This window comes from Mycobacterium sp. NPDC003323 (genome assembly GCF_053589535.1).
On the sequence record NZ_JBSFSB010000006.1, the window covers coordinates 265,540 to 282,848 of the forward strand.

The following is a 17,309-nucleotide window of genomic DNA, read 5'->3' on the forward strand; positions in this document are numbered from 1 at the left end:
TCGGGTGTTCACTCGTTCTTCTCCAGTTCGGCCAGCGCCGTGAGCAGCGCGGTGGTGGCGGGTTCAAGCAGGGCGTGGGCGCTCTGGCGCGCGGCGATGGCATCGCCGGCGATGACGGCATCGGCGATGGCGCGGTAGGCGTCCGGGCGGCCGACCTCGGCGGCCATCATGACCGCCAGCGCCGGCAGCGCGGGTTCGTAGGTGGCGCGCAGTGTGTTGTACATCAGCCGGAAGGCGATCGAATCGGCATGGTCGACAAGGTGATCCCAGAAAGTCAGCGCATGGCGCTGCTGCTGGACCGGGTCGGCCTCGGTCGCCAACGCCTCGATGGTGGCATCCAGCAGCCCGGGGAGTTCTGCACCGTGCCGTTGCGCGGCGAGTTCGGCGACCTTCGGCCCGTTGTGCAGCCGGGTCTCCAGGATCGAGCGCACCACGGCGGTGTCCAGCTCGCCTGCGTGAAACAGCAGGCGGGGGAGCAGGTCGAGTCCGGCGTGGCGGCGGAAGTCGCGCACCGTGGTGGTGTCACCCTGGCGGATCTCGACCAGACCGATCGAGTTCAGCCGTTTGAGCGCCTCGCGGACGGCGGGCCGGGACACGCCGAGCACCTCGGCGAGGCGGCGCTCACTCGGTAGCGGATCGCCGGGCTGCATCGCGCCACTGAGGACCTCGCCGACGATCTGCTCGAAGACGTCTTCGGGGACCGAGCGGCGGTTCACCGGTTGCAGGGCCATGGGTCGAGCATGGCACTGCAGAAGGTAAGAGGTCAAGTGGTCAGACCAGCTCGATTCAGAACGTAGCCAGTCAAACGGCTTTAGGTACTCGTGGTGTTCCGTCCTGCGTCGAAAATTGCGTTTTGATCACCAGAACGTTAGGTAGCTTCCAGTCTCAGCCGGAAACTATGGCGGTGGAGGAGTCAGTTTGATCTGTGATATCTGAGTGCGCGGCAACCTGCCCGCTGATTGGGATAGCAACCGCTCCAGATCACGACAGCACATCAAAGTGTGGAGGGTCACATTTTCCTGTTTGGAGGACCCTCACCATGTTCCAAGTCTCCCCATCAGACCCGCCTGCTGCGCGCGAATCGCGGGGTGCGCATCGCGCAGCGGAACGCCGGGAGTGTTCGCCACATCGCAGTGCACGGGCTGCAACTCGGACCGTGGGGTATGGCAGCCTCGCAGTTTCGGCGTGGCTGATCACGGCCGTGGCGACCGGTCATGGTGTCGCTGCGGCCGATGAATCGTCGAGTTCGTCAACTGGCACCGGCACGTCGTCCTCATCGTCGAGTGAATCCTCCTCTGGTACCTCAGAGGGCTCGTCTACTTCGCGGCAGGGTGGCGCCGACGTGGGGCCACGGTCGATGCGCGATTCTGCCACCGATGACGACCGTGACGCCAACGACAGTTTGCGGTCGTCGAAATCCGATAAGAAGCAGGCAGATTCGCAGAGTGGCGACAGCGGATCGGCATCGACCAACGATACCGAAGAATCTGACGACGTCGATCCCAACCCGGTTGCCGGAACGTCGGGGTCTGAGCTCGAAGCCGAGTCCCCGGCGCCTGTGGTTTCCGAGACCCCCTCGGAGACCGAGCTTCCGACCGTCCCAGCGGCCCCCGCCGACCCTGAGCTTGCCGTGACCGTTGACACCGATATCGACCCGGTGCCTGCGCAGCCCGTCATCGAATCTGAGCGGTACTCATCGTCGGGCGGTTCTGCCGCCGGTACGAAAACGACAACAAAGGAAGATGTTCCGGCGATTTCTGCGCCTGTCGAACCGGCCGTCACCAAGAACGTTCGGCCGTCCGTGTCGATCACGGCGATCTCGGCGCGGTCCGCGGCCTCGGCGACGGGATCCGCGCCAGTACCCGCCGCGACCCCGCAGACGATCGGGATTGAGTCGGCGGTACCGGCGGCGGCACCGGGCCCGATCGCGATGATCGCCGGTGCGGTCAACCGTTTCGTTTCTGCCATGCTCAGCCCGTTCAAGGCGCTTGCCTCCACGGCGCCGGCCGGTCAGAATCCGCTCGCATGGGCGCTGCTGGCCTTCGTACGTCGGACCTTCTTCAATCAGGCGCCCGAGGTCGTCTCGGTGAAGATCGGTGAGCAGCTGCCGAGTGGTGTCATCACCGGGGTCATCGACGCTGTCGACCCCGATGAGATGGGCAAGAAGGTCCAAATCCGCGCGAACGTGTTCGCCTTCCCCGCACAGCCGAGGACCCCGGAGCCCGATTGTGGATGCGCGGTGATCGACGGAGTGGCGGGTCTTCCTTTCATGAACGATGCGTACCTGGGCACCGAACCTGGCAGCAACTGGCACGCGCCCGATGCTGTTGACATCACATGCGTCTACATCGGTTCGAATGGAGTGACATACACCGGAAAGGAGATTGGCGAGGTCAGTATCGACGGTCTCGGCACTGGCGACGTGACGTTGGTCTTCGAGGGTGTGCTGCTCTCGCCGACGCAGGAACGTTCGGTGGCGCAGCTGCAACCGCACCTGGGCACCGGCGACCTGAAGGGCGTGCGGGGCACCGTGATCAGCGAGAGCACACTCGACGCGACCGGCGCCGCGACCGGCGTCCTCACCGGCGAGGTGGTTCGTCCGGACGTGCGTTACAAGGTCGTCAAGCAGCCCAAGCACGGCATGGTCTCGATCGACGCGGTCACCGGCCAGTTCACCTACACACCGGACCCGGCGTTCGCTGAACTGGGCGGGGCCGATTCCTTCCAGGTCGTCGCCACCGACGGCAAGTTCAACGTGTGGAACTTGTTCAAGGAGTACAACGGCGACCCAGTGACCACCATTAATCTCAATGTGGCCAGCCCTGTCGCGGTGTAACACCGCTGAACGACGATGCCGGCGCAGATCTGGGGATCTGCGTCGGCATTCGTATTCGGCAGGGATGAATCGAAATCCATTGTCCCGATGACGTTCAGCTCACAGGCGCACCAATGAGAACGGGTAGGTCAGGGTCCCCGGGGCACCGTCACAGCCAGCGGCGAACGATGATGTCAGGGTGCCCTGCATCGTCACCGCGTCCCAGGAGTAGACATCGTGCGTAGCCACGATCGGCCCGTAATAAACGTTGCCGCAGCGCAATCCGTCGGGCACGTCGACGGTCATGGTGTACCGACCGTCGGCCAGATGGGCTTTCCCGACGTAGTCGAAGGCCTTGGCCACGGGCATCGGGATCCCGCTGATGCTGCGGCAATCATCGGCGGCCGGTATGCAGTGCGACACCGACCACGCCCACGTGTGAAAGTCGTACCGGGCCGGAATCACCAACTGGTAATTGGCGAAGAACGGATCGGCCTGCGCCACCGGCGCACCGACCAATCCCGTCGCTGCCAGCGCCGCGACGGTGCGTACCAGGTTCGGAACCCTCATGAATGATCCCTTCGGTGTCGACAACCATGAGTTGGGGGCGGCCCGCTACATGTGGGATCCGCCGTCGACCCGCACCTCGGTGCCGGTGATGAAGTACGCATCGTTGCTGCCCAACATCGCCACGACGCCGGCGACTGAATCGGGTTGGGCAAAGATCGCCCCGTCGGCCAGCGGCAGCATCGGTGCCACCTTGCCGAACAGACTGTAATCGGCGTCATCGGGCAACCCGGGCCCGACACTCTGTCGAGCGCTGCCGGTCCCATCCGTCATACCGGACGAGATCGAGCCCGGCTGAACAGAATTGAAGCGGATGCCGGCCTTCGCGAACTCCGACGCCCAGGCATGCGTCATGGACAGCACGCCGCCCTTGGACGCGGCATACGCAGCCATGTAGGGGTGTGCGAAGTGCGCCGAGGTCGAACTGAAGTTCACCACCGACGGTCCGTTGCCCTTGTGCAGCGCCTCGATCGCGCCACGGGTGACCAGGAAGGTGCCGACCAGATTGATCCGCAGTACCTGCTCGAAGTCGGCCAGGGTGGTCTGTGCCAGATGCGACGAACGCAGGATGCCCGCCGCGTTGACCAACGTGTCCAATCCACCGAGCACTCCGAGGGCCTCGCCGATGCCGGCCTCGACGGACTCCTCGTCGGCGATGTTCATCACCAACGTTGCGAGTCGACCGTTCACATCGCCGGACTTGGCGACGGTGTCCTGCAGACCATCGGCACTGATGTCCGCGGCAACGACGTGCCCGCCCTCGGAGAGGATCCGAAGCACGCACGCCTGGCCGATACCCGAACCCCCGCCGGTGATCAGTACGCGACGTCCGACGTAGCGCTCGAGGTGGGGCGACGGCGACGGGGTGGGAACGGACACAGCTCGGCTCCTGTCATGGTGGTGAACGCTCAGGCCTATCGACAGACGTTACGTTCCCGCGCCGACCGCCTCCTCCGTGTGATGGCTCCCGGTGGATGGGACGTGGTGTGTCGCACGTCATGCCGGGCTGTCACCGTTTCGTAGTCAGCGTGCCGGTAGGCCGGTTGTGAGGTTCGGCAGAACCAGTCATGGAGGTTCTTCGGTACATGGTGAACAAGGCCCAGGACCGCTGGTCGTCCGGGATTCCGATCTTCCGGGCCGGTGGACCGGGACCAATGCGTGCCATCGGCGGTTTGCTGGCCATGTCCGCCGACGCGGTCAAGTTCATCTTCCAACGGCCCTTCCAAGGACGCGAATTCATCGAGCAGTCCTGGTTCGTTGCGCGGGTGTCGCTGATGCCCACGATCCTGGTGGCGGTGCCCTTCACCGTGTTGGTCAGCTTCACGTTGAATATCTTGTTGCGCGAGCTGGGTGCCGCGGACCTCTCCGGTGCGGGCGCCGCATTCGGCGCGGTCACCCAGGTGGGCCCGATGGTGACTGTGTTGATCGTGGCCGGTGCCGGCGCGACGGCAATGTGCGCCGACCTCGGTTCCCGCACCGTGCGCGAAGAGATCGACGCCATGGAGGTACTAGGGATCAACCCGGTGCAGCGCCTCGTCACGCCGCGCATGTTGGCGTCGGGGCTGGTGGCGCTCTTACTCAACAGCCTGGTGGTCATCATCGGCATTCTCGGCGGCTACGTCTTCTCGATCTTCATCCAGGGCGTCAATCCCGGCGCCTTCGCCGCCGGCATCACCTTGCTCACCGGCGTACCCGAGGTGATCATCTCCTGCGTCAAGGCCGGCTTGTTCGGCCTGATTGCCGGACTGGTGGCCTGCTACCGCGGCCTGATGATCAACAGCGGCGGAGCGAAAGCCGTGGGTAACGCGGTCAACGAAACGGTGGTCTATGCCTTCATGGCGTTGTTCGTGGTGAACGTTCTGGTCACCGCCATCGGCATCCAGATGACGGCGGACTAGAAGATGACTGCCACACGTTCACTTCGCCCAAACCTGACCCGCGAACTCAACAGGCCGGTCAGGTCGCTCGGCCGCATCGGCGATCACACCATGTTCTACGGCCGCGCGCTGGCCGGCGTGCCGCATGCGGTAGTGCATTATCGTCGCGAGATCATCCGGCTGATCGCCGAGATCAGCATGGGCGCAGGCACTCTGGCGATGATCGGCGGGACGGTCGTCATCGTCGGTTTCCTCACCCTCGCCGCCGGCGGCACACTGGCCGTGCAGGGCTACAGCTCGCTCGGTGACATCGGCATCGAGGCACTGACCGGCTTCCTGGCCGCCTTCATCAACGTCCGGATCTCGGCTCCCGTCGTGGCCGGCATCGGGTTGGCCGCCACCTTTGGTGCGGGTGTCACCGCGCAACTGGGGGCCATGCGCATCAACGAGGAGATCGACGCGCTGGACGCCATGGCCATCCGGCCCGTCGAGTATCTGGTGAGCACCCGCATCGTGGCGGGCATGATCGCCATCACGCCGCTGTACTCGATTGCGGTGATCCTGTCGTTCGCCGCGAGCAAGCTCACCACAGTCGGACTCTTCGGCCAGTCTGCAGGGCTGTACAACCATTACTTCTCCACGTTCCTCAACCCGGTGGATCTGCTGTGGTCATTCCTGCAGGCCATCCTGATGGCCATCGCGGTGCTGCTGGTGCACACCTACTTCGGCTACTTCGCCAGCGGCGGACCGTCGGGCGTCGGCGTCGCGGTCGGCAATGCCGTGCGCACCTCGCTCATCGTCGTGATCTCGGTGACGCTGCTGGTGTCCCTGTCGATCTACGGCTCCAACGGCAACTTCAACCTGTCGGGATAGGCGAGCGCAGATGGCGATGAGTCCGAGCCTCAAGCGGCCCCTGATCGGGCTGGCGACAGTCGGGGTGTTGCTGGCAATCGTCGCGGTGTCCATCGGGTTGTTCCGCGGGAGTTTCACCAAAACCGTTCCGGTCACCGTGGTCTCGCAGCGGGCGGGTCTGGTCATGAACGCCGATGCCAAAGTGAAACTGCACGGAGCCCTGGTCGGTTCGGTCGAGTCGATCGAGTCCTTGCCCGACGGTTCGGCCAAACTGCATCTCGCCATGGACCCGACCTATATGGACATCATCCCCGCCAATGTGAACGTCGACATCGCGTCGTCCACGGTGTTCGGCTCCAAGTTCGTCGAGCTGATCCCACCGCAGGATCCGTCGCCGCAGGCGCTGGCCGCCGGGCAGCAGCTCGACGCCGGACACGTCACCGTCGAGATCAACACCGTCTTCGAACAGCTGTCGACGGTGCTGCAGAAGATCGAACCCACCAAACTGAACGAGACGCTCGGGGCGCTGTCCACCGCCATGGACGGCCGGGGCGACCAGATCGGGCAGATGCTGTCCGATTTCGACAGCTTCCTGGCCGAGATCGATCCGAGCCTGCCGACCCTGGAACACGAGATCACCGTCGCCCCACAGGTGTTCAACGCCTACGCCGATACCGCCCCGGACCTGATGGCCACCGTCGACTCGGCGACGATCATGAGTGACACCCTCGTCGATGAGCAGCACAACCTGGACTCGTTGCTGATCAGTGTCATCGGACTGGCCGACACCGGTACCGAGGTCATCGGCAGCAACCGACAGGCCATCACCGACACGATGCGACTGCTGGTCCCGACCACCGACCTGACCAACGAGTACAACGCGGCCTTGACCTGTGGTCTCGGCGGTGCGGTGGAGTTGGCCAAGGCACCCGGCACCCCGCTGCCCGGCGGCCTGCTGCTGCAGACGATCGTGCTCGGGCAGGAGCGGTACCGCTACCCGGCGAACCTCCCCAAGGTGGCGGCCACCGGTGGCCCGCAGTGCACCGACCTTCCCAAGGTGCCCTTCCAGAAGCACCCGCCCTTCGTCATCACCGATGTCAACGCCAATCCCGCTCAGTACGGCAACGATGGAATCCTTTTGAACTCCGACGGCCTCAAGCAGGCGTTGTTCGGTCCGATCGACGGGCCGCCACGGAATACCGCACAGATCGGCCAGCCCGGATGAGCAGTTTCAGCAAGACGGCGTTGAAGTTCGGCGCATTCGGACTGACGATGGTCGTCCTCACCGCCGGTCTCTTCGCGATCTTCAGCCAGTACCGATCCGGCTCCACCGCCGGTTACTCGGCGGTCTTCAAAGACTCGTCGAGCATCAAATCCGGGGACTCGGTGCGGGTTTCCGGCATCCGGGTGGGCACAGTCCGCGATGTCGAACTACAGCCGGACAACACCGTGCTGGTCGAATTCGACGCCAACGACAACATCCGGATGACCGAGAACACCACGGTGGCCGTGCGCTACCTCAACCTCGTCGGCGACCGCTATCTCGAGCTCATCGATCAGCCCGGATCGACCAGGATCCGCCCGCCTGGAACGCGTTTCGGGATCGAGCAGACCGAGCCCGCACTCAACCTCGACCTGCTCCTGGGCGGGCTCAAGCCGGTGATTAGGGGACTGAACTCCGATGACGTCAACGCGCTGACCAACTCGCTGATCCAGATCCTGCAAGGCCAAGGCGGCGATCTGGAGTCGCTGTTCGCCCGAACGTCGTCGTTCACCACCGCAATCGCTGACAACGGGCAGACCGTCGAGAGCCTCATCGACAATCTCAACGACACACTGGCCGTGCTGTCCAACGACGGGGAGAAGTTCTCCGGTGCGGTCGACGGCCTGGAACGCCTGGTGACCGGGCTGGCCGCCGAGCGCGACCCGATCGGTGACGCCATCACCGCGCTGGACAACGGCACCGCGTCGCTGGCCGATCTGCTCACCGACGCCCGCCCGGCGCTGTCGGGCACCGTGGATCAGCTGACGCGGATGGCGCCGCTGCTGTCGAACGAGACCGATCTGGCCCGACTGGACCTGCTGTTGCAGAAGACGCCGCAAAACTACCGAAAACTGGTGCGCTTGGGTTCCTACGGCAGCTGGCTCAATCTGTACATCTGCGGAGTGTCGATCCGCGTATCCGACCTGCAGGGGCGTACCGCTCATTTCCCCTGGGTCATCCAGAACACCGGAAGGTGCGGTGAACCCTGATGCAGAAATACCGCCAATCAAAGTTGGTCCGTTCGGGTTTCATGGGCTTGGTGCTGATGGCACTGATCATCGCCGTTGGGTTGCAGCCCCAGCAGCTGGTGGCATGGGCCACCTCGGTGCGCTACCAGGCGATCTTCGCCGAGGCCGGCGGACTGTCCGCCGGCAACAACGTCAAGGTCTCCGGCGTCACCGTCGGCACCGTCTCGGATGTGGAACTCGACCAGGGCAAGGCATTGGTGACCTTCGCGGTCAACAGCAAGGTGCGATTGGGCGCGGACACCACCGCCCAGATCGGGATCGGCACCCTGCTCGGGGAACGTGTCCTGGTGGTCGAGCCGCGCGGCCGCGACCGCATGCGCGCCCTCGACGTCATCCCGTTGACCCGGACGTCCTCGCCATACTCGTTGACCGATGCGCTCAACGAATTCACATCCAACACAGCAGAAACCGACACGGCGGCCATCAACCACTCCCTCGACGTGCTGTCCGAAACCATCGAAAGACTGGCGCCGCAGCTGGGCCCCACCTTCGACGGCGTCAGCCGCCTGTCGAGATCGCTGAACAGTCGCAACGAATCGCTGAGCCACCTGCTAACCGCCGCGTCCGATGTCACCGGCATCCTCTCGGAGCGCAGCCAACAGGTGAACAGCCTGCTGCTCAACGCCAATGACCTGCTCGTTGTCCTGCAGGATCGCCGCTACGCGATCGTCACCCTGCTGGCCAACACCACGGCCGTGGCGCAACAACTCTCGACCCTGGTCGACGAGAACGAAGCCGAACTCGCCCCGACGCTCGAGCAGCTCAACCGGGTCTCGGAAATGCTGGAACGCAACCGCGACAACCTGACGAAGTCGCTGACCGGGTTGGCCAAGTACCAGCTCACCCAGGGCGAAGCGGTCAACAACGGGTTCTATTACTACGGTTTCGCGTCGAACCTCCTGCCGGGGCCTGCCATTCAGCCGTTCCTCGACTACGCGCTCGGATTCCGTCGCGGTGTGAACGCCGGACAGCCGCCGGACACCGCCGGCCCGCGCGCCGAATTCCCGTTCCCATACAACGGTATTCCCGGAGGTTCCCGATGACCGCGTTCGGACCCCGGGCCAGGAAGCTCACCGTCGTCGCCGCGGTGGTGGCGGTACTGGCGGGCGCCGGGTTCCTGGTGTACCAGTACTTCTTGAGTCCGAAGACCATCGTCGCCTACTTCACATCGGCCACCGCCATCTACCCGGGCGACGAGGTTCGGGTGGTCGGCGTCCAGGTCGGCACCATCGGGGCGATCGAGCCGCAGGGCACCCGCACCAAGGTGACGCTACGGATCAACCGTGATGTGCCCGTACCGGTGGATGCCAAGGCGATCATCGTCGCGCCCAACCTCGTGTCGGCGCGTTATGTGCAGCTGACGCCCGCTTACGGCGCGACCCCGGAAGCCGGTGGCGCCACCATGGCCGACGGCGCGGAGATCGGCGAGGATCGCACCGCGATCCCTGTCGAATGGGACGAGATCAAAGAACAGCTCACCCGCCTGGCCACCGAATTGGGCCCGGACAGCGGCATCTCCGAGACATCGCTGGGCCGCTTCATCAACAGCACCGCCGACGCCATGGCGGGCAACGGAGATCGCCTGCGCGAGACCATCACCCAGCTTTCCGACGTCGGCAGGGTCCTGGGCGAAGGCAGCGGCGACATCGTCGAGGTGATCAAGAACCTCCAGGTGTTCGTGGCCGCGCTGCGGGACAGCAACACCCAGATCGTGCAGTTCCAGGACCGCCTCGCCGATGTGACCGGCGTCGTCGACGGCAGCCGCAACGACCTCGACTCGGCCATCACCGAGCTGTCAGCCGCAGTCGGCAAGGTGCAGAGCTTCATCGCCGGGTCGCGGGACCAGACCGCCGAGCAGGTCGAGCGGCTGGCCAACGTCACCCAGGTACTCGCCGACAACAGCATGGTGGTCAAAAACGTGCTGCACGCTGCACCGAACGCGTTGGTCAACGGCTACAACATCTACAACCCCGACACCGGTGGTCCACGCGGATCGTTCGCGATGAACAACTTCTCCAACCCCGTCGCGACCATCTGCTCGGCGATCTCGGCGGTGGAAAACGTCACCGCCGAGGAGTCCGGCCGAGCCTGCGCCCAGTACCTCGGGCCGGCGCTGCGGTTGATGAACTTCAACCACCTGCCCATCCCGTTCAACGCCTATCTCGGGCCCGCGCCGAAGAACGTCATCTACTCCGATCCGGCGTTGGCGCCCGGCGGCGGCGGTACGCCCGACCCCGCCGAGATCCCACCCGCCGTATCGGCGTACACCGGGGCGGGCGATGTGCCACCTCCGCCAGGGTGGACCAATCCGCCGCATCGGCCGGGTGCCTACGCGCCGACGGGATTGCCGGCCGCCCGCACCCCGGCGCTGTACCCGGGTGCCCCGATCCCGCCGGGCCTGCCCGCCCCGGCTCCGGCGGCGACGAATCTGCACGATCTGTTGCTGCCTGCCGAGGTCTCACCTCCGGCCGCACCCGCTGTGCCCGTTCAGGGAGGTACCCCGTGATGAAACCGCTGTCTGTCCGTGGCTGGGCTGCGGCGGCCTGCTGCACCGTGCTGGTGACCGCCGGATGTTCGTTTGACGGCATCAACTCCCTACCGCTGCCCGGCACCGTCGGGACCGACCGGGACGCCACCACCTACACCGTCCAGCTCGCCAATGTGGGAACCCTGGAATCGAATTCGCCCGTCATGATCGGTGATGTGGTGGTCGGGGCCGTACGTCGCATGACGGTGGACGACTGGACCGCCAAGGTCGAGGTGTCCGTGATCCCCGACGCGGTGGTGCCCGCGAACGCGGTGGCCACCGTCGGTCAGACCAGTCTGCTCGGATCGATGCACCTGGCTCTCGACCCGCCGCTGGGGGAGACCCCAGCGGGCCGACTCACACCGGGTGCGACCATCCCGCTGGCCAAGTCCTCGACCTACCCCTCCACCGAACAGACGCTCTCCTCGCTGTCGGTGGTGGTCAACGGCGGCGGTCTGACCCACATCGGCGATATCGTGCACAACTTCAATGCGGCCCTCGACGGTCGCCAGGGCCAGATCCGCGACCTGCTGACCCGGATGAACAAAGTCATTGGGATGCTGGACACCCAGCAGGACAACATCATCGGGTCCATCGAGGCGTTGAATAGGTTGGCCGGGACGTTCGCCGGTCAACGTGCCGTGCTCAGTCGGGCGCTGGAGCGCATCCCACCCGCCCTGGATGTGCTCAACGCGCAGCGGCCCCGCATCACCACCGCGCTGACCAAGCTCGGCGGATTCAGTGACACCGCAACACAACTGATCAACGAATCACATGACGACATCGGGCGAGACCTGCAGAACCTGGAACCCACGGTGCGGGCACTGGCCGATGTCGGCCCGGACCTGGCCACCGCGTTGGCGTTCCTGCCCACGTATCCCTACACGCAGGAGTTCATCGACCGCGGTATCCGCGGTGACTACATGAACCAGTTCATCGTCTTCGACTTCACCATCCCGCGTCTGAAGAGCGGAATCCTGCTGGGCACCCGCTGGGGTGAGCCGAACGCCACCATGGTGCCCGCACCGGGCGACCCCTGGTACAACACCTACACCCGGGATCCGTTGCTGGCACCGGTGACACCTGTTCCCGCCGAGATCGCGCCCATTCCGCCCCTCGTCGACAACGCGGGCCCGGTTCCCGGCGCGGATGTGACGCCGACCGGCCAACCCGATCCCGTTGCTGCGCCTGCCACAGGGGGCAACTGATGTTGACGCGCTTCGTCCGCACCCAGCTGATCATCTTCACCATCGCCTCGATCGTGGGCGTCGGCTCGATGATCTTCGTCTATCTGCAGGCGCCCGTCCTGCTCGGTATCGGACGCATCGGGGTCACGCTGCAGGTCCCGTCCACCGGCGGTCTCTATCAATTCTCGAATGTCACCTACCGCGGCATCGAGGTCGGCAAGGTCACCGAGATCCGGCCGACCCGTGATGGCGCCGAGGTGACGATGTCGCTGCAACGATCGCCGCAGATCCCCGCCGACCTGCAGGCCAATGTGCGCAGTGTGTCGGCGGTCGGTGAGCAGTACGTCGATCTCGTTCCGCGCAGTGCCGACGGGCCCTACCTGGAGGACGGCTCGATCATCACCGCCGACAACGCGACGCTGCCGCAACCGGTGGGCCCGATGCTCGACCAGATGAGTGCGCTGGTCGACAGCATCCCCACCGGCAAGCTCAGCGGCCTACTCGACGAATCGTTCAAGGCGCTCAACGGAACCGGTGATGATCTGGGCGCCTTGTTCGACGCGTCGGCTCGGTTGGCCGCCGGCTTCGACGAATCGGCCGACAACACCCGGGCGCTGATCGAGGACGGGCGCCCGCTGTTGGACGGTCAGGCGGAAAAGGCCGAATCCATCCGGTCCTGGGCCGCCAGCCTGGCCGGCATCACCGACACCATCGCCACGCGGGATCAGGAGGTACGCACCATCCTGCGCACCGGCTCGGGCACGGCCGACGAGGCGTCGCGGCTGCTCACTGCGGTCAAGCCGACCCTGCCGGTTCTTCTGGCCAACCTCTCGACGGTCGGGCAGATCGGCATCACCTACAACGCATCGCTTGAACAGCTATTGGTCCTGTTGCCGCCGTACCTGGCGGCCACTCAGTCCTATGGCTCGTCGTTGAACAACCCGACGGGTATGGCATTGTCGGAGTTCAGTCTGACCCTCGGCGATCCGCCTGCTTGCTCGGTGGGCTTCCTGCCCCCGTCATCGTGGCGGTCGCCGGCCGATGAGAGCGATACTGATACCCCGGAAGGGTTGTATTGCAAACTGCCGCAGGATTCGCCGATTGGGGTGCGCGGCGCGCGTAACTTCCCGTGCATGGGTCAGCCCGGCAAGCGGGCCCCCACGGTGGAGATCTGTGAGAGCGACCGTCCGTTCGAGCCGCTCGCGATGCGCCAGCACGTCACCGGGCCGTACCCCATCGACCCGAACCTGATCGCTCAAGGTGTGCCGGTGGACGATCGGATCACGTTCCAGGATCAGATCTTCGGACCGCTCGCGGGTACGCCGATGCCGCCGGCAGGGCCCCCGGCAGCTCCGGCGCCCCCATCGCCGGGTGCACCCGCACCTGCAGCGCCGACGCCCGGTGGTGGCGGTGCCGTACCCGCCGCGCCGAGCGCGCACGCGTCCGCATCCGGAGCGCCGTCGGTGGCGTTCGCCACCTACAACCCGGAGACCGGTCAGTACGCGGCGCCCGACGGAAATGTCTACAGCCAGACGGACCTGGTCGCGCCGGCGCAGACGTGGGAAGACCTTCTGCCGAAGTGATGTGAACTCGCGGGGCGCTACCGACCGTGTCGGTGGCGCCCCGTGGCCTATCACGGATCAGCCTCACAGGGGGCGGCAGGAGATGGCGAGCAGCCTTCGAGGAAATCCGAGGACAGTAGAACTCAGCCGACCTTGACGAGCTTGAACGGCATGTTGATGTACACGGGTTTGCTCACCCCGCACGCGCCACTGGGGCCGACTGTGACATCCTCGCCGACAAGCGTGTTGGAGGACGGATCGACGTTGGCGCCTTCAGGGGTCATCGGCTTGAACCGGAAGGTCTGCAGCCCCGGTGCCGTGCTGCCGTCCGGGCACGGAATCCAGTTCTCGACGGTGTGTTTCACGTACCAGACGCCGCTGCGCTGATAGATGGGCGCAGACCAGCCGAAGTCGCTGTGCACCGTGCCCGTGCACTCGCCCGGAAAACTGCACTCGGTGCTGACCGTCCAGGTGCTTCGCAGACTTGCCTGGTCGTGGAACACCTCGTTCTTGCGTGCCCACTCGCCGTTTGAGGTGGCGATATAGGTGCCGTTGATACCCCAATCGGCATTGTCGGCGTGCGCGAACGGCGCCGACAATGCAGCGCAGCTGACGGCGGTAAAGGTGATGACGGCGGGTACACGCAGCATTGCCTGCTCCTCGGACTGGCCGACTGCACGGAAATCAGCGGCGAGTGCAGTAAATACCTCATGTCTGTCGGTCTCCAGCAACGTGCCCACTGAGTGGACCTAGAACAACCGGCCGCGGCGGCGGCCTGACAGAGTGCCCGGCATGAAGATGAGTGCGATGACGGCGGCGGCTTCGCTGGCCGCCGCGCTGTTGACGGCGGCTCCCGCGCAGGCCGAACCGGCGTTCTGTGACGGCCCGGACTGCACGCCGGGCATCAAGCCGGGTGTCGTGCTGGGCGCGCCATGCTCGGACACCGCCTACTACGTTTTCGGTACCACGTCGTGGGGGCGCATGGTTTTCTGTGGTTCGCCGCGCCGCTATGAACCCAGATTCTTCCGGTCGCCGTCGATGGCCGGTGTCAAGGAGTTCGGTACAAGCTGCACAGGTTATGAGAACTGGGTGGCGCAAGCCCCCGATGGGCTGTTCATGAGCTGCCAGTCCAGGGATGGTGCTGCGTTGTGGGGTCGTGGTGACAGTGTCTAGAAACGTGTTGCCGGTCCTTGCGTGCTCGATTCTCAGCGGAGTTGTCACGATGATGACGGCGGGCCCGGCGCACGCCGAGCCGCCGGTGCATCAGGTCACCTACACGGTGACCGCCACTTCCCCGGTGACTGCCGAAATCTACTTCCGTGACGTGGATCCGCCGACGTGGGCCGCCTACAGCCACAATCCGTATGTCTTCAGCCCCAAGGTCGAGGTCGAGGTGGGCCCGGACCGGCAGTGGGTGCTGCACACCACGCTGGTCGACCCGGACCGCTGGGCGATGGTGTCGGCCACCAGCGGCCGCATCCCCGGCGAACCCGCATTCAGATGTGAACTGGCGGTCGACGGTGTCGTGGTCGCCACCGGCAACGGTCCCAAGGGCGCGCTGTGCTCGCTGCGGCACTGGTGAGCAGCCGCTTCGTGTGACGGGGCCCACTGGATGGGATGTTGCGGTCGCGGCGGATCGTGTTGGTTCTAACGTGCCGGTATGTCGAGAACTGACGCGCCGCCTGATATCGAGGCGGATTGTGCCGAGGCAGACCGCGGCGCCGAGCTCTCACCAGAAGCGTTGGCGGAGCTGTTCGACGAGGCCGAGGCCAATGCGGCCGCGGCCGAGCAGAAGGCGGTTGAAGCCAGGGCACTGGCCGATCGCCTCAGCGCCGAACGGGATGCCGCGCCGGACGCTACGCCGGGCCGCAAGCCACGCTGGACGCGGTTGGCCGCCGTCTTCGCACTGATCGCCACCATCGCCCTGCTGACTGCGGGCGGGTTCATGATCAAGCACGAGCAGCATGTGCGGGCCCAAGACCGTGCCCGAGCCGAGTTCGCAGCGGCCGCTCGGCAGGTGGTGGTGACCCTGATGTCGATCGACTTCAAGAACCCGCAGGAGAGCGTGCAGCGCATCGTCGACAACTCGGTCGATCCGTTCCGTCAGGAGTTCCAGGGCGCGGCCGAAGACTTCGTCAAGGTCTCGCAGGATGCCAAGGTGACCACGAAGGCGACCGTGAATGCTGCTGGGGTCCAGTCGATGACTGCCGATACCGCGGTGGTCATGGTCGCCGCGTCCTCCACGGTGACCAACGCCGAGGGAGCCGAAGAGGTGCCGCGGAGCTGGCGGCTGATGGTGGATCTGAAACGCGAGGGCGACCAGATCAAGATGTCGGAGGTGGAGTTCGTCCCGTGAGTATTGATGAGATGAGCGCGCCGTCGTCGGTCGAGGAGTCAGAGGCCCAACCGACGGCCGGATCGTCCGGGCCGGCCGTGCGGGTCCGATCGCTTCTGGCCACCCGGTGGAAGGGTCTGGCGCTCACCGCCTTGCTGCTGGCCGCCGCGGTGTTCGACTCGGTGCTGTACTTCACCAGCTTCCGGACTGGCCAGCAGACCGACGCGGCGGCCGAGCAAATTGTCCTCGATTCGGCGTCGACAGCGACGGTGACCCTGCTGTCGTACGCGCCGGACACGCTGGATCGCGACCTGCAGCGCGCGCGAGAGCTGATGGCCGGCGAATTCTTGACCTACTACGGCAAATTCAGCAATGAGGTGGTCGTGCCGGCCGTCCGAGAGCGCGGCATCAAGGCCAGCGCGCAGGTGCTCGATGCCGCCGTGATGGAGCTGCACCCGGACTCGGCCAAGGTCCTGCTCTTCCTGAATCAGGAAACCACGAGCCGGGACCGCCCGGAGCCGGCACTGACCGCCAGCAGCGTCGTCGTCAGCCTGACCAAAACGGATGGCGACTGGCTGATCTCGGCGTTGGACCCGGTGTGACCCCCCGGGGCCACCTCACCTTCCCGGCGAGCGTGCGAGTCTGAGCCCAACACCCCGATCCTCCAGGCGAGTTTGCGCACGCTCACCGGTCCCCGTAGCTGATTCATCCTCGCGCACTGGTCGGTGCTTCGTGCCCAGCCGATTTCATGACGACATGCCACAGTCGTCATGCCCGACGAGGACGTTGAGGCCCCGTCGTGGATGCCCCGTGTTCGCGCCATCCGGATATCTCAACCATCCCCGCAGGTCCTCACCGAATAGTTCTGCCCGGCAGATCCTTTTGACCGCCATCGAACAACTTGGTGCGCAGGTCGATGGCACCGCGAGCGTGCAGAAACTTCGGGTGAACCTCGGCGTGTTGGGGTGCAGACACGCACCCTCGCGGGGAAGGGGAGCGTCGTGTCAGCGGGCGACGATGACTGAACTGCCGTGGCCGAAGAGGCCTTGGTTGGCGGTGACGCCGACGGTGGCGCTTTCGACTTGGCGTCCGGTGGCTTGGCCTTTGAGTTGCCAGGTCAGTTCGCAGACCTGGGCGATGGCTTGGGCGGGGATGGCTTCGCCGAAGCAGGCCAGGCCGCCGGAGGCGTTGACCGGGATGCGGCCGCCGATGGCGGTGGCTCCGGAGCGCAGCAGGTGTTCGGCCTCACCTTTGGCGCACAGGCCGAGGTGTTCGTACCAATCCAGTTCCAGGGC

The 17,309-nt window shown here is 65.4% G+C and carries 18 protein-coding genes; 13 read left to right on the forward strand and 5 right to left on the reverse strand.

The genetic code is table 11. The features are described from left to right. Positions 1-8: 8 nt before the first annotated feature. Positions 9-731 carry a FadR/GntR family transcriptional regulator gene (locus ACWDUN_RS17115; protein WP_449930622.1) on the reverse strand — a complete coding sequence of 241 codons (723 nt, stop codon included), beginning with the start codon at positions 729-731 and terminating at the stop codon, positions 9-11. 425 nt (positions 732-1,156) lie between these two features. Between ACWDUN_RS17115 and ACWDUN_RS17120 the strand changes: the two genes are divergently transcribed. After that, complete coding sequence (locus tag ACWDUN_RS17120; RefSeq protein ID WP_449930624.1) at positions 1,157-2,836, forward strand: hypothetical protein; 1,680 nt, start codon at positions 1,157-1,159, stop codon at positions 2,834-2,836. Positions 2,837-2,935: 99 nt separating this feature from the next. On the opposite strand, the gene ACWDUN_RS17125 is transcribed toward ACWDUN_RS17120, so the two are convergent. Next, positions 2,936-3,385 carry a hypothetical protein gene (locus ACWDUN_RS17125; RefSeq protein ID WP_449930626.1) on the reverse strand — a complete coding sequence of 150 codons (450 nt, stop codon included), beginning with the start codon at positions 3,383-3,385 and terminating at the stop codon, positions 2,936-2,938. Positions 3,386-3,430: 45 nt separating this feature from the next. Continuing rightward, the gene (locus tag ACWDUN_RS17130) at positions 3,431-4,261 is read right to left on the reverse strand and encodes an SDR family NAD(P)-dependent oxidoreductase (protein ID WP_449930628.1); all 831 of its coding nucleotides are present in this window, start codon (positions 4,259-4,261) and stop codon (positions 3,431-3,433) included. A 206-nt stretch (positions 4,262-4,467) separates the two neighbouring features. Here ACWDUN_RS17130 and ACWDUN_RS17135 point away from each other — a divergent pair, with 206 nt between their 5' ends. The 8 genes from ACWDUN_RS17135 to ACWDUN_RS17170 are packed head-to-tail and all read left to right on the forward strand — an operon-like array spanning position 4,468 to position 13,700. Next, positions 4,468-5,280 carry an MlaE family ABC transporter permease gene (locus tag ACWDUN_RS17135; protein ID WP_449930683.1) on the forward strand — a complete coding sequence of 271 codons (813 nt, stop codon included), beginning with the start codon at positions 4,468-4,470 and terminating at the stop codon, positions 5,278-5,280. A 3-nt stretch (positions 5,281-5,283) separates the two neighbouring features. Continuing rightward, positions 5,284-6,132: an MlaE family ABC transporter permease gene (locus ACWDUN_RS17140; RefSeq protein WP_449930630.1), complete on the forward strand. Its 849-nt coding sequence runs from the start codon at positions 5,284-5,286 to the stop codon at positions 6,130-6,132. 16 nt (positions 6,133-6,148) lie between these two features. Then, positions 6,149-7,336 (forward strand): MCE family protein, encoded by a 1,188-nt coding sequence (locus ACWDUN_RS17145; protein ID WP_449930632.1) that lies wholly within the window; start codon positions 6,149-6,151, stop codon positions 7,334-7,336. Beyond that, positions 7,333-8,364, forward strand: coding sequence for an MCE family protein (locus tag ACWDUN_RS17150; protein ID WP_449930634.1), 1,032 nt, complete (start codon positions 7,333-7,335; stop codon positions 8,362-8,364). The genes ACWDUN_RS17145 and ACWDUN_RS17150 overlap by 4 nt, the downstream gene beginning before the upstream one ends. Beyond that, positions 8,364-9,446 carry an MCE family protein gene (locus ACWDUN_RS17155; RefSeq protein ID WP_449930636.1) on the forward strand — a complete coding sequence of 361 codons (1,083 nt, stop codon included), beginning with the start codon at positions 8,364-8,366 and terminating at the stop codon, positions 9,444-9,446. Before ACWDUN_RS17150 ends, ACWDUN_RS17155 begins: the two co-directional genes overlap by 1 nt. Beyond that, positions 9,443-10,909: an MCE family protein gene (locus ACWDUN_RS17160; protein WP_449930638.1), complete on the forward strand. Its 1,467-nt coding sequence runs from the start codon at positions 9,443-9,445 to the stop codon at positions 10,907-10,909. The genes ACWDUN_RS17155 and ACWDUN_RS17160 overlap by 4 nt, the downstream gene beginning before the upstream one ends. Next, positions 10,909-12,138, forward strand: coding sequence for an MCE family protein (locus tag ACWDUN_RS17165; protein ID WP_449930640.1), 1,230 nt, complete (start codon positions 10,909-10,911; stop codon positions 12,136-12,138). Before ACWDUN_RS17160 ends, ACWDUN_RS17165 begins: the two co-directional genes overlap by 1 nt. After that, a complete protein-coding gene (locus ACWDUN_RS17170; RefSeq protein WP_449930642.1) occupies positions 12,138-13,700 on the forward strand; it encodes an MCE family protein in 1,563 nt (520 codons plus the stop codon). The genes ACWDUN_RS17165 and ACWDUN_RS17170 overlap by 1 nt, the downstream gene beginning before the upstream one ends. Positions 13,701-13,822: 122 nt before the next feature. Here ACWDUN_RS17170 and ACWDUN_RS17175 read toward each other — a convergent pair whose 3' ends face one another. Next, positions 13,823-14,329 (reverse strand): Rv2253/PknI dimerization domain-containing protein, encoded by a 507-nt coding sequence (locus ACWDUN_RS17175; protein ID WP_449930685.1) that lies wholly within the window; start codon positions 14,327-14,329, stop codon positions 13,823-13,825. A gap of 148 nt (positions 14,330-14,477) precedes the next feature. On the opposite strand from ACWDUN_RS17175, the gene ACWDUN_RS17180 reads away from it, so the two are divergent. The 4 genes from ACWDUN_RS17180 to ACWDUN_RS17195 all read left to right on the forward strand — a co-directional run bounded on the left by ACWDUN_RS17180 (position 14,478) and on the right by ACWDUN_RS17195 (position 16,616). Next, complete coding sequence (locus tag ACWDUN_RS17180; protein ID WP_449930687.1) at positions 14,478-14,852, forward strand: hypothetical protein; 375 nt, start codon at positions 14,478-14,480, stop codon at positions 14,850-14,852. Between the two features lie 49 nt (positions 14,853-14,901). Continuing rightward, complete coding sequence (locus ACWDUN_RS17185; RefSeq protein WP_449930644.1) at positions 14,902-15,261, forward strand: hypothetical protein; 360 nt, start codon at positions 14,902-14,904, stop codon at positions 15,259-15,261. Between the two features lie 78 nt (positions 15,262-15,339). Further along, the gene (locus tag ACWDUN_RS17190) at positions 15,340-16,035 is read left to right on the forward strand and encodes a hypothetical protein (RefSeq protein ID WP_449930646.1); all 696 of its coding nucleotides are present in this window, start codon (positions 15,340-15,342) and stop codon (positions 16,033-16,035) included. Then, the gene (locus ACWDUN_RS17195; RefSeq protein ID WP_449930648.1) at positions 16,032-16,616 is read left to right on the forward strand and encodes a hypothetical protein; all 585 of its coding nucleotides are present in this window, start codon (positions 16,032-16,034) and stop codon (positions 16,614-16,616) included. Before ACWDUN_RS17190 ends, ACWDUN_RS17195 begins: the two co-directional genes overlap by 4 nt. Positions 16,617-17,018: 402 nt before the next feature. On the opposite strand, the gene ACWDUN_RS17200 is transcribed toward ACWDUN_RS17195, so the two are convergent. Beyond that, on the reverse strand, positions 17,019-17,309 hold a 291-nt coding region (locus tag ACWDUN_RS17200; protein WP_449930650.1), incomplete at its 5' end, for a thiolase C-terminal domain-containing protein.